Annotated in this window: 1 protein-coding gene (running past one end of the window); it reads left to right on the top strand. The window is 53.6% G+C overall.

Annotation, left to right across the window (positions count from 1 at the left end; genetic code table 11):
* Positions 1-15,048, top strand: partial view of a non-ribosomal peptide synthase/polyketide synthase gene (locus MKX30_RS25145; RefSeq protein ID WP_341063793.1) — the final stretch only. Its footprint begins 27,063 nt before the window's first position; only the last 15,048 of its 42,111 coding nucleotides appear in the window; its start codon lies beyond the left edge, outside the window; its stop codon occupies positions 15,046-15,048.

Raw genomic sequence — 15,048 nt, 5'->3', positions numbered from 1 at the left:
CCATTGCGGGTTCAGTACAAAGACTATGCGGTCTGGCAGCAAAGCGAAGCCCATCAGGAGTGGATGCAGCGTCAGGAAGCGTACTGGCTCGACACCTTCCGGGGCGGAGTGCCTGTGCTGGATCTGTCAACCGACTTTGCCCGCCCGGCGGTGCAGAGTACGGCAGGGGATACGATCGAATTCGGACTGGAGCGTGAAGTTAGCGAACGCCTGAAAGAACTGGCTTCGCAAACCGGCGCAACCCTGTATATGGTGCTGCTGGCGGCGTACACTACGCTCTTGCATAAATACACAGGCCAAGAAGATATCGTAGTGGGAACGCCGATTGCTGGAAGACCACATGCGGAACTGGAGAGCCTGGTAGGTGTCTTCATCAACACGTTGGCAATCCGCAATTATCCGTCTGGCGACAAATCGTTCATGGATTATCTGCAAGAGGTGAAGGAGCATGCGCTCAGTGCTTATGAGCATCAGGACTATCCTTTTGAAGAGCTGGTTGAAAAGCTGAATTTGACGCGGGATACGAGCCGAAATGCGCTGTTTGACACGATGTTTGAGTTGAAAACATTGGAGCAACAGGAGTTCCAGCTGGAAGGTCTGACCTTACATTCATATCCGCTGGAAAATAATACGGCCAAATTTGATCTGAGCTTGGATGCAATAGAGCAGCCAGAAGGTATTCTGTGCAGTCTGGAATACAGCACGGCGCTGTACAAACCTGAGACTATTGCGCGATTGGCGCAGCATTTTACCGAACTCGTACGTGCAATTACACTGCATCCACAACAGCCACTGGCAGCTTTGGAGCTGGTACCTGCCGAGGAAAAAGCACAAATCATCCATGGATTTGGAAATGTGGGGGTATCGGATGTTGCTGCGGTTGAAGCAGAAGCCTTATTCCATACCTTTGTGGAAGAACAGGCACAGCTTGTACCGGATCACGTGGCGGTGGTGTACGAGGAGCAGCAGCTTACGTACCGCACACTGAACGAGCGTGCGAACCAATTGGCGCGTAGATTGCGGAATGAAGGCATTGGCCGCGAGTCGATTGTCGGCATTTTGAGTGAACGTTCGGTGGACATGCTGGTCGGCGTGTTGGCGGTATGGAAAGCTGGAGGCGCCTATGTGCCGCTGGATGCAGACTATCCGTCCGAACGTATTCGTTTCATGCTGGAGGACAGCGGTGCGACGGTACTGTTGACCCAGACAGGCTTACAGGAGCGTGCACAGGTATGGCTGGAGGAAAGTAAGGTCTCATCGGAACAAGTAAGTGGACTACGCTTGCAGACGATGCTGGCTTTGGATGATGAGTCGCTGTACATCGGTGATACCACAGACGTCGATCATATCAACGAACCGCAGGATCTGGCGTATGTGATCTACACGTCCGGGACAACGGGACGTCCGAAAGGCGTCATGATCGAACATCACAGCTTGATCAATACGGCTGCGGCGTATCGTCGGGATTACCGTCTGAGCGAGTTCCCGGTACGACTGCTGCAGCTGGCAAGCTTTTCCTTCGACGTATTCGTCGGGGATATCGCGCGGACGCTCTATAACGGCGGCACGATGGTTATTTGTCCGAAAGACGACCGGATTGATTTTAGCCGCTTGTATGGCTGGATTCGCGATTGCCAGATTACAGTATTCGAATCGACCCCGGCCCTGATCGTACCGTTTATGCAGCATGTGCATGAACAGGGACTGGACATGAGCATTCTGGAACTGCTGATTACCAGCTCGGATAGCTGCAGTGTGACGGATTACCGGGTGCTGCAAGAACGATTTGGCGCAGATATCCGCATTATGAACAGCTACGGCGTCACGGAAGCAGCAATCGACTCCAGCTTCTACGATGAAGAGCTGTCGAAGCTGCCAAGCAGCGGTAATGTGCCGATTGGTCAGGCGTGGCTGAACGCACGCTTCTACATCGTGGACAGCCAGCTGAATCCGGTGCCGATCGGCGTACTGGGCGAGCTGTGCATTGGCGGAGCCGGAGTGGCACGAGGCTACCTGAATCGTGCGGACTTGACGGCCGAGAAATTCGTAGCGAATCCGTATGTAGCGGGTGAACGATTGTACCGCACAGGTGACCTCGCGCGGTGGATGCCAGACGGCAATGTGGACTTTATCGGCCGGATGGATGATCAGGTCAAAATCCGGGGCTTCCGGATTGAACTGGGCGAGGTGGAAGCGCAGCTGCTGACCGTGGACGGCATTCAGAAAGCCATCGTCACCGCCTGGGAAAACGAAGACGGAGACAAGGATTTGTGTGCGTATGTCGTAGCCTCTGAGGCGCTGAATTTGCCCGAGCTGCGTAACATGCTGCAGCCCAAGCTACCGGGTTATATGTTCCCGACGTATGTCGTACAACTGGATCATTTCCCGCTGACACCAAACGGAAAAATTGACCGCAAAGCGTTGCCTGCGCCGGAAGCGCGCCTCGAAGGAGGCACGGCGTACGTGGCACCGCGGACACTGCTGGAAGAGCAACTGGTACGTATTTGGCAAAGTGTTCTGAATCATCCGCAGATCGGTATTAAGGACCATTTCTTTGAAGTGGGAGGACATTCTCTGCGCGCCACAACACTGATGGCGAAAATCCATCAGGAGCTGAATTACAAGCTGGCCCTGCGAGATATTTTCCAATATCCGACGATTGAGCAACTGGTGCAGGTGATGGGAGAAGATCAGACACAGCAAACGTATGTATCCATCCCTGTGGCGGAGGAGCGTGCATATTATCCCGTTTCCTCGGCGCAAAAACGGATGTACGTGCTGAGTCACCTGGAAGGCGGAGAGGTTAGCTACAATATGCCAGGCGCTTTGATCATTGAAGGTTCCTTGGATAAAACGCGACTGGAGCAAGCCTTCCGCCAGCTGATTGTCCGTCATGAAGCCCTGCGAACCCGATTCGACATGGTGGATGGCGAGGTTATTCAACGGATTGAATCGGGCGTCGCATTCAACGTGGAGCATGTGCAGGCAAGCGAAGAAGAGACCCAGCAGTACGCACAGGACTTTGTACGTGCATTTGATCTCGCACAAGCACCGTTGCTGCGGGTTCAGTTGGTGGAAACCGGACCGGAGCGTCACGTCATGCTCTATGACATGCACCATATTATTTCGGATGGCGTGACTGAAGGCATTATCGTGCAGGAGTTCTCTCAATTGTATGAAGGCAAGGAACTGCCGTCCCTGCGCATCCAGTACAAGGACTATGCCGTTTGGCAGCATGCCGATATGCAAAGTGAACGTCTTCGTGAGCAGGAAAGCTACTGGCTGAACACGATGGCTGGTGACATTCCAGCGCTGGATATGCCAACGGATTTTGCAAGACCTGCCGTACAGCGTCTGGAAGGAGCTCGATTGGAATTTGCGATCAGCCTGGAGGACAGCGAGCAGTTGAAACAGCTGGCCGCGCAAACCGGCTCCACCTTGTACATGGTGTTGCTGGCCGCGTATAGCACACTCTTGCATAAATATTCGGGGCAGGAGGACATCATCGTCGGCACGCCGATTGCCGGAAGACCGCATGCGGAACTGGAGGGCTTGGTAGGCGTATTCCTCAACACGCTGGCGATCCGCAATTATCCGTCTGGCGACAAAACGTTCCTGGATTACTTGCAAGAGGTGAAAGAGCATGCGCTCAGTGCTTATGAACATCAGGAGTATCCTTTTGAAGAACTGGTTGAAAAGCTGAATTTAACGCGGGATACGAGCCGGAATGCGCTGTTTGACACGATGTTTGAGTTGAAAACATTTGAGCAGCAGGAGTTCGAACTGGAGGGTCTGACCTTTAAGACGTATCCGACGGACAATCATACGGCCAAGTTTGATCTGACTTTGGATGCAGTGGAGCAACCGGAGGGTATTCTGTGCAGTCTGGAATACAGCACGGCGCTGTACAAGCCTGAAACCATCGCGCGATTGGCACAGCATTTTACCGAGCTTGTTCGTGCAATTACCCTTCATCCGCAGCAGTCACTGGCAGCTTTGGATATGGTAACCGTCGAGGAAAAGGCACAAATCATCTACGGTTTTGGAGATGTAGGGGTGTCGGATGTTGCTGCGGTAGAAGCAGGAGCACTGTTCCATACCTTTGTGGAAGAACAAGCGCAGCTTGTACCGGATCACGTGGCGGTGGTGTACGAGGAGCAGCAGCTTACGTACCGCACACTGAACGAGCGTGCGAACCAATTGGCGCGCAGACTGCGAAATGAAGGTATTGGCCGCGAGTCGATTGTCGGCATTTTGAGTGAACGTTCGGTCGACATGCTGGTCGGCGTATTGGCAGTGTGGAAAGCTGGAGGCGCATATGTGCCGCTAGATGCAGACTATCCGTCCGAACGCATTCGTTTCATGCTGGAGGACAGTGGTGCGACGGTACTGTTGACCCAAACGGGCTTGCAGGAGCGTGCACAGGTCTGGCTGGAGGAAAGCGAAGCTACAGTCGAACCCGCAGCGCACTTGCGTCTGCATACCGTGCTGGCGCTGGACGATGAGTCGCTGTATACCGGAGACACCACCGATATCGAGCACATCAACGAACCGCAGGATTTGGCGTATGTGATCTACACCTCCGGTACAACGGGACGTCCGAAGGGCGTCATGATTGAGCATCGCAGCTTGGTGAATACGGCTGCGGCCTATCGCCGGGGTTACCGTCTAAACCAGTTCCCGGTACGACTGCTACAACTGGCGAGCTTCTCCTTCGACGTGTTCGTCGGCGATATTGCCCGGACGCTTTATAACGGCGGCACGATGGTTATCTGTCCGAAGGACGACCGGATTGATCCAAGCCGTCTATACGGCTGGATTCGCGACTATCAGATTACGGTGTTCGAATCAACACCGGCCTTGATCGTACCGTTTATGCAGCATGTATATGAACAGGGACTGGACATGAGCAGCCTGGAATTGCTGATTACCAGCTCGGATAGCTGCAGCGTGACGGATTATCGGGTGCTGCAGGAACGGTTTGGCGCAGATATTCGCATCATTAACAGCTATGGTGTTACGGAAGCGGCGATTGATTCCAGCTTCTATGATGAAGAACTGTCAAAGCTGCCAAGCAGCGGCAGTGTACCGATTGGCCAGGCGTGGCTGAACGCACGCTTCTACATTGTGGACAGCCAGCTGAATCCGGTGCCGATCGGCGTACTGGGTGAGCTGTGCATTGGCGGAGCCGGGGTAGCACGAGGCTACCTGAACCGTGCCGACCTGACGGCCGAGAAATTCGTAGCGAATCCATATGTAGCCGGTGAACGATTGTATCGCACAGGCGACTTGGCGCGGTGGATGCCGGACGGCAATGTGGACTTTATCGGCCGGATGGACTATCAAGTGAAAATCCGGGGCTACCGGATCGAGCTGGGTGAGATTGAAACGGCGATCCAGCGGGTGCCGGGTGTGCGTCAAGCGGTAGTCATCGACCGGACGGATGAGCGTGGACACAAGTATTTGTGCGGATACATCACAGGAGAAGCAGAGCTGCGGATTGAGGAGGTACAGGCTGAGCTGGAAGCTGGACTGCCAGCACATATGGTACCTGCACGCTTGATGCGTCTGGAGACCTTGCCACTGACCCACAACGGCAAAATCGACCGCAAGGCCTTGCCGGAACCGGAAGGAAGCATTCATACCGGTGCAGCCTATGTGGCACCGCGTACCACGGTGGAGCAGGTACTGGCTGCGGTATGGGCCGGAGTACTCGGCGTGGAAGCGGTAGGCACGCAGGATAACTTCTTTGAACTGGGTGGCGATTCGATCAAGGCCTTGCAAGTATCCTCCCGATTGCTGCAAGCAGGTTATCGACTGGAGATGAAAGACCTGTTCAGTCATCCAACCGTGTCTGCATTGGCACTGAAAGTCCAAACGGTGACCCGATTGGCGGATCAGAGCGAAGTGGTGGGCGCTGTGAAACTGACACCTGTTCAACAATGGTTCTTTGAGCAGAACCTGACGGATGCTCATCATCATAACCAGTCCATTATGCTGCATAGCAAGGACGGTTTTGATGAAACGGCCCTGCGCACAGCGATGGATCACGTCGTGAGCCATCACGACGCACTGCGTATCATTTTCCGTCCTACGGAGTACGGATATGAAGCTTGGAACCGTGCGGTTGGGGAGGGCGAGCTGTATACACTGGATCGGGCCGACTTCAGAAATGAGTCTGAGGTATCTACGGCGATCGAGGCCAAAGTAAATGAAATTCAAGCGGGTATTCATGTAAGCGAAGGACCGCTGGTGAAGCTGGGGCTGTTCCATTGTCCCGATGGAGATCATTTGCTGATGGCGATTCATCACTTAGTGGTGGATACCGTATCTTGGCGCATTTTGTTTGAGGATATTACGACCGCCTACGAGCAGGCATTGAACGGACAAGCCGCTCGTCTTCCGCACAAAACGGATTCGTTCCGCACCTGGGCTGATGGGCAGTCTCAATATGCGAACGGCCCGGCCATGGTAGCAGAACTCGCATTCTGGCAAGAAATTGAACAGGGGATGTATGAGCCGCTTCCAAAAGACGAATCCCATTCTCATTCCTTGAATAGGGACAGCGAGAACATTACGGTCACGTGGACAGCTCAGGAAACGGAGCAGCTGTTAAAACAGGCACATCGTGCCTACAACACGGATATGAATGATTTGCTGCTTACCGCATTGGGACTGACTATTTATCGCTGGGCGGGCCTGGAACGAGTGCTCGTGAGCCTGGAAGGTCACGGACGGGAGTCCATTTTGCCAGAACTGGATATTACGCGCACCGTGGGCTGGTTTACGACTCAATTCCCGGTTGTGCTGGATATGAGCGTGGGGCAAGACCTTTCACAACGCATCAAACATGTGAAAGAAGGACTACGCCGCATTCCGCAAAAGGGCATTGGCTACGGGATGTTGAGATACCTGTCCGCAGCACGTGAGCAAGAGCGTTTTGTAACCGAACCCGAAATCAGCTTTAACTATTTGGGACAATTTGACCAAGATATGCAAAATCAATCCATTGGCGTATCTCCTTACGCTAGCGGTGCAGAGCTTAGCGCCCATGCAGCTAGAACGCACACGCTGGATATGAACGGACTGATTTCGGAAGGCGAGCTGCAATTGACGATCAGCTACAGCAAGCAGGAATATCGCCATGAAACGATGGAGCAGTTAGCCGAAGCGTTCAGAACCAGCTTGCAGGAAATCATTGCGCATTGCACAGGCCGCAAACAGCAAGAGCTGACGCCAAGCGATGTCATGCTTAAACATGTAACCATGGCCGAGCTGGATCAGTTGGTAGAGCAGACTTGTGACATGGGGGAACTGGAAAATGTATATGCGCTGACGCCGATGCAAAAAGGCATGTTGTTCCATAGTCTGATGGATGCAGAGTCAGGTGCTTATTTTGAACAAACGACCTTTGATTTGCACGGACGCTTCCAAGCGGATATTTTCCAAGATAGCTTGAATCATTTGGCGCAGCGGCATGAGATATTTAGGGCCAATTTCATCAGCGGTTGGCAGGATGAGCCTGTGCAGGTTATTTTCCGCCGCAAGGATGTTGGTTTCAAATGTGAAGATTTGCGTCATCTGGATGAGCAGGAGCGTGACGCGTATGTGCAGGAATTTATTCGCAAGGACAAGGCAGCCGGATTCGATTTGTCCCGGGATGCGTTGATGCGCGTGGCGATTTTACGAACAGGTGACGAGGATTATTATTTTGTGTGGAGCTCTCATCACATCTTGATGGATGGCTGGTGTGTGGCGTTAGTCACGGATGAGGTGTTTGAGGCTTATTTTGCAGCCGTGGAGCATAGAGAGCCGAAGCTTGCCCCCGTTACTCCATACAGTCAGTATATTGAGTGGCTTGAAGCACAGGATGTAGGGGCTGCAACTTCCTATTGGAAGGATTATTTGCTCGGCTATGATCAGCAAACTTCGATTCCGACCGGAAAAGTAGGCGTGAAAGCGGACGGTGCACAATTTGAGCATATCCTGTGCGATCTGGGCAAGGACTTGACCGGACGTATGGAAATGGTGGCCAAGCAGCACCACGTGACCGCGAATACATTGCTGCAAACAGCCTGGGGCTTGCTGCTCCAAAAGTACAACGGTAGTGACGACGCTGTTTTTGGCGGTGTAGTGTCTGGTCGTCCAGCGGATATTCCGGGGATCGAAAATATGGTGGGCTTGTTCATTAACACCATTCCAATACGGATCCGCAGCGGGGCTGAGGACACCTTTGCCGACATGATCAGAACGAATCAGAAGCAGGCGCTGACTTCTCAAGATTATGAAACGTATCCGCTGTATGAAATTCAAGCCTTGAGCGAGCAAAAGCAAGATCTGATCAACCACATTATCGTGTTTGAAAACTATCCGGTGGAGGAGCAGGTCGAGCAACTTGGCGAAGGTGCAGAGGCGGATTTTGAAATTCGCAATGCGGGCATGATTGAACAAACCAACTATGATTTCAATCTGGTCGTTATGCCGCAGGAAGCGATGAAAATCCGATTTGAATACAATGCGAAGTTATATGATCGTGAAGCCGTTGAACGGACTCAGGGCCATCTGATACAGCTGTTGGAGCAGGTGGTGACGAAGCCGGACATTCGAGTGCAGGAGCTGGATATGGTAAGTGAGCAGGAGCGTGAGCAAATTCTCAGCGTATGGGGAAATACAGTTGCTGAGTATCCAAGCGGGCAAACGATCCATGGCTTGTTCGAGACACAAACGGCGCAGACACCGGAGCAGGCAGCGTTGTTCTTCGAAGGAGAGCAACTGACCTATCGCGAGCTGAATTCACGTGCGAATCGTCTGGCTCGTACCTTGCGTAACCAAGGCGTGACGAAGGATCGTTTGGTGGGTCTGATGACCGAGCGTTCGGTGGACATGATCGTGGGCATCTTCGGGATTTTAAAAGCCGGGGGTGCATATGTACCCATCGATCCGACGTATCCAGAGGAGCGTATCCGCTACATGCTAGACGACTCGGGTGCGAAGCTGCTGTTGACGCAAAGCCATCTGGTGGACAAAGCAGCTATCGACGGTCACGTGCTGGTGCTAGATGGGGAGCAAACGGTGTATCACGAGGATGATTCCAATTTGGAGTCGTTGTCTGGTCCGAACGATCTGGCGTATGTCATTTATACGTCGGGTACAACGGGGCAGCCGAAGGGTGTTATGTTGGAGCATCGCGGTCTATGCAATCTGAAAACGTATTTTGATCAGGCGCTCAAGATCCGCACGTCGGATCATACGTTGCTGTTCGCCAGCTATTCGTTTGATGCGGCTTGCTGGGAAATCTTCCAGGCGCTGTTCTGCGGAGCCACGTTGTATGTGCCAACGTCAGAGACGATTTTGAATTACGAACGGTTTGAGCAATATATGGCGGATCATCAAATCACCGTGGCCGCTTTGCCGCCGACCTATGCGGTGTATCTGGAGCCGGAGCGGATGCCAAACCTGCGTATTCTGTTCACTGCGGGTTCTGCATCTTCAACAGAATTGGTGTACAAGTGGAAGGATCAGGTCGCGTACTACAATGGCTACGGTCCAACTGAAAACTCGGTGGCGACATCCATCTGGCCGGTATCCGAGGATGAGAGAGCCGGACAACTGATTTCCATCGGACGCCCTGTGCCGAATCATCGGGTATACATGGTGGATGTGCATGGACATTTGGCTCCGGTGGGCGTAGCGGGTGAACTGTGCGTGTCCGGTCCGGGTCTGGCTCGGGGTTATCTGGATCGTCCAGAGCTGACGGCTGAGAAATTTGTATCGAATCCGTTTGCGGCTGGCGAAGCGGGCTATGAAAGGATGTACCGTACAGGTGACTTGGCGAGATGGATGCCGGACGGCAACATCGAATATTTGGGCCGGATCGACCATCAGGTGAAAATCCGGGGCTACCGGATCGAGCTGGGTGAGGTCGAGGCACAAATTTTGAAAGTGGAGGACGTACAAGAGGTCATCGTACTGGCACAAGCGGACGAACAGGGGCAAAACCAACTGGTGGCGTACTATGTTGCTGAACGGGAAGTGAGCACTGGTGAGCTGCGCAGCTTACTGAGCGAGGAGCTTCCAAACTACATGGTGCCTTCGTATTTGGTGCAGCTGGAGCAGATGCCGTTGACACCGAACGGTAAAATCGACCGCAAGGCACTGCCAGCACCGGAAGGCAGCCTGCAAAGCGGAGCGGATTATGTAGCACCGCGGACATGGGTGGAAGTGAAGCTGGCGCAAATTTGGCAGGATGTGCTGGGTCTGGCACAGGTCGGTGTGAAGGAAAACTTCTTCGAGATTGGCGGACACTCGCTGCGGGCGACGACGCTGGCCTCGAAAATTCACAAGGAGCTGAACAAGCCGCTTCCACTGCGCAGTATTTTTGAAGCGCCAACGATTGAACAACTGGCAGCGGTCATGGAAGGTCTGGATCAAGTGGCGTATGCGTCCATTCCGGTGACGGAAGAACGCAGCTCCTACCCGCTTTCCTCGGCGCAAAAACGACTGTATGTGCTGCATCAGTTCGACCCGAATGATGTGAACTACAACATGCCGTCAGTGCTGCAAGTGAGTGGCCCGCTGGACGTGAAGCGAGTGGAGGACGTGTTCCGTCAACTGATCGCCCGTCATGCAACGTTGCGTACCCACTTTGAACTGGTGGACAGTGAGCCGGTGCAATGGATTGAGGACACCGTGCCGTTCGAGGTGGAATATACGAAGGTACAGGTAGAGGGTGCGACTGCGGACGCAAGGGTCAGCCAGGAAGCACAGGAACGTGTGCAACAGTTTGTACGTCCGTTCGATCTGCAAGTCGCTCCGCTGCTGCGGGTAGGCTTGGTAGATTTGGGTGTACAAGAAACCGAGCAGGAACCGCAGCATTTGCTCATGCTCGATATGCACCATATCGTCTCGGATGGTGTGTCCATGGGAGTACTGACCGATGAATTTGTCCGCTTATACGACGGTGAAGAGCTTTCGCCAATGCGTATCCAGTACAAGGATTATGCGGTATGGCAGCAAAGCGAAGCCCATCAAGAGTGGATGCAACGTCAGGAAGCGTACTGGCTCGACACCTTCCGGGGTGAACTGCCTGTGCTGGATCTACCTACGGACTTTGCCCGTCCGTCGGTACGAAGTACGGCAGGTGATACGGTGGTGTTCGGGCTGGAGCGCGAAGCTAGCGAACGTCTGAAGGAACTGGCGGCGCACACAGGCTCTACGCTGTATATGGTGCTGCTGGCTGCGTACACCGCGCTCTTACACCAATACAGCGGGCAAGAAGATATTGTGGTCGGCACACCGATTGCCGGACGACCGCATGCAGATTTGGAACCGATCCTCGGGATGTTCGTCGGTACGTTGGCATTGCGAAACTATCCGACAGCGGAACATACCTTCCGCAGCTACGTGGAAGAAGTGAAAGTTTGTGCTCTGCAAGCCTATGAACATCAGGACTACCCATTTGAGGAACTGGTGGAAAAGCTAAATGTTAAGCGGGATATGAGCCGCCATCCGCTGTTTGATACGATGTTTACCCTGCAAACCACCGAGGAAGGCGAGTTGCAGCTGGCAGATCTGAGCTTCCGTCCATACGGCTTGGAACAAACGCCAGCGAAGTTTGATTTGACGCTGGAAGCCAGAGAGGAAGAGGCAGGTATCCAGTTCGGATTGCAGTATGCAACTGCGTTGTACGAGCGCGAAACGGTAGAACGGATGACGCGTCACTTTGTTCGCTTGGCCGAAGCCGTCGCGGCGAACCCGGATGCGAAATTGGGTGAGCTGGAGTTGATTACGGCAGAAGAAACCGAGCAGATTCTGAAGGTGTTCAATGATCCGAATGCGCACAGCCTGCTTGGAGCATTACAAGGCCGTTCGCTCAGCGAGCGCTTTGAAGAGCAAGCGAAGCGCAACCCTGAGCGGATAGCAGTTGTGTCTGGGGCCACCGCGCTGACCTACACTGAGCTGAATGAGCGTGCGAACCAATTGGCTCGTGTGTTACGAGCGGAAGGGGTCGAAGCAGATCAACCGGTTGGCGTATTGCTGGAACGTTCTGCGGATATTCTGGTGAGCATTCTGGGGGTACTTAAGGCCGGAGGCGCATATGTACCAATGGATACGGTGTATCCACAGGAGCGCATCGACTACATGCTCCAAGACAGTGGGGCCAAGGTCGTGATTACAAGCAGAGTCGCCAACCTGTCGCTCAGCTTGCCATCCACAGTTCGAGCTGTAGTCTTGGATGACGAGGACGTTCAAGCTCAGTTGGGAGCACAGGATGCGGGCAATCTGATCCCTGTCGCCGGCCCGCACAACCTGGCCTATATGATTTACACGTCAGGTACCACCGGTCAGCCGAAAGGGGTCATGATCGAGCAGGGCAGTGTTAGCAATCTGGTAGATGCTTTATTGGAACGAGTATACAGCCGTTATGAACAGCCGCTTCATGTCGCATGGCTGTCGGCATTTGTATTTGACGCTTCAGTGAAGCAAATCTTTGCCAGCTTGCTGTTAGGCCACACCCTGCATGTGGTGTCCCGTGACGTCAGTCTGAGCGGAGAGCATTTGATCGCCTACTACCGCACGCACCGGATTGATCTGTCGGACGGCACACCTGCACATCTGCATATTTTGAACGAAAGCGTCAGTGTGACGGAAGCGCCGGAAGTGAAGCATTACCTGATCGGTGGCGAAGCATTATCCGTGCAACTGGTAAATGTGTTCTTGCACAAGTGGTCCGGGTATCGTCCAGTCATTACGAACGTGTATGGCCCGACCGAAACGACGGTAGATGCGACTGCTTATACGATTGAAGATGTGGAGTCCCTGAACGTACTGCTGGAAAAAGGGGAGCACACAGTATCCATCGGAACGCCGATAGCGAACCAGTCGGTGTACATCCTGAACAGCCAGCAACAGCTGGTACCGATCGGTATCGCAGGTGAGCTTTATATCGGAGGTGCAGGTGTGGGACGAGGATACCTGAACCTGCCGGAGCTGACGGCAGAGAAGTTCGTCCTGAATCCGTTCGCTGATGCGGCAGCAGCTGATCCAGCGGATCACGCAAACCGGATGTACCGGACGGGCGACTTGGCACGGTGGATGCCAGACGGCAGTATTGAGTATTTGGGCCGGATCGACCACCAGGTGAAAATCCGGGGGTACCGGATCGAACTGGGCGAGGTGGAAGCGCAGCTGCTGACCGTGGACGGCATTCAGAAAGCCGTGGTCACAGCATGGGACAACGAAGACGGACACAAGGACCTGTGTGCCTATATCATAGCTTCAGAGTCCCTGAGTTTGCCGGAGCTGCGCAATGCGCTGCAGCCGAAGCTGCCGGATTACATGATCCCGACGTATGTGGTACAACTGGATCGTTTCCCGCTGACACCGAACGGGAAAATCGACCGCAAGGCGTTGCCGGCACCGGAAGCACGCCTCGAAGGAGGCCTGGAGTACGTTGCACCGCGGACACCGCTGGAAACCAAGCTAGCCCAAATCTGGCAGGATGTCTTGAAGCTGTCCAGCGTAGGAGTCACCGACTCATTCTTTGACGTGGGTGGACACTCCCTGCGGGCAACGACGCTGGTGGCTAAAATCCATCAGGAACTGGACAGTCGGATTACGCTGCGTGAGGTGTTCCAACACTTCACGATTGAGCAGCAAGCCCAGCTCATCGCAACGCACGGTACAGACACCTATACGGTGATCCCTGCGGCGGCGCAACAGGCGTACTACCCGGTTTCCTCGGCTCAAAAACGACTGTACATTTTGAGCCATCTGGAAGGTGGGGATCTCAGCTACAATATGCCGGGTGTATTAACCGTGGAGGGACCGCTTCAGGCCGATCGGCTGGAGGATGCGTTCCGTCAGTTAATAGCCCGTCATGAAACGTTGCGGACTTCCTTTGAAATGGTGGAAGGCGAGGTCGTTCAGCGGATTTACGATCAAGCGGAGTTTGCAGTAGAGCACCTGCAGGCCAGAGAGTCCGAAGCCGAAGCCTATATCGAGTCCTTTGTACGCAGCTTTGATCTTCGCCAGGCACCACTGCTGCGTGTCCGTCTTATTCAAACCGGACCAGAGCGCCATCTCCTGATGTACGACATGCACCATATTATTTCAGACGGTGTATCGTCTAACAATATCGTGCAGGAGCTGGTACAACTGTACGAAGGGCAGGAATTGGAGCCGCTGCAAATTCAGTACAAGGACTATGCCGTATGGCAGCAGCAGGAGACGCAGCGTGAGTCATACCAACGCCGGGAACACTTCTGGCTGGAGCATTTAGCTGGAGAATTACCGGTACTGGATTTGCCAATTGCTTATCCTAGACCTGCTGTTCGCAGCTTCGAGGGTACGATGTATGAATTTACAGTGGACGCGAATGTATCTGAGCAACTGCGCCGAATTGCGGCACAGACCGGAAGTACGATGTACATGGTGCTATTGAGTGCCTACACCGTTCTGCTGTCCAAATACAGCGGTCAGGACGATTTGATCATCGGTACGCCGGTAGCAGGCCGCTTGTTGCCTGAACTGGAGCCACTGATCGGAATGTTCGTCAACACGCTAGCCATCCGGCATCAGCCGAAGGGCAACCAAACGTTCCACAGCTACTTGCTGGAAGCCAGAGATCGTACGTTGCAAGCCTTCGAGCATCAGGATTATCCACTGGAAGAGTTGGTGGAAAAGCTGGATGTAGCACGGGATGCAAGCCGTAACCCGTTATTCGACACTATGTTTGTACTGCAAAATACGGAGTCACAGGAAGCGCAGCTTGAGACGCTGTCCTTCAGCCCGTATGTTCAGGAGCATCGTATCTCCAAATTCGATTTGACTTTGTCCATGAGTGATGAAGATGGGGAAATCAAGGGTTCCTTTGAATATTGCACGAAGCTGTTTGGGGCCGACGCTATTGAGAGATTAACCAGAGATTTGATAGCGATCCTGTCCCAGATTGGAACCGACCCAGATTTGCTGTTAAGCGATATTCAGGTGAACACGGACGAGCAGCCAGAAGGCTTCTCGCCGGATTCCATCGATTTTGTTTTCTAA

The organism is Paenibacillus sp. FSL P2-0173, assembly GCF_038008045.1.
Lineage (GTDB): Bacteria > Bacillota > Bacilli > Paenibacillales > Paenibacillaceae > Paenibacillus > Paenibacillus polymyxa_B.
This window is presented reverse-complemented; position numbering and strand designations above follow the sequence as displayed.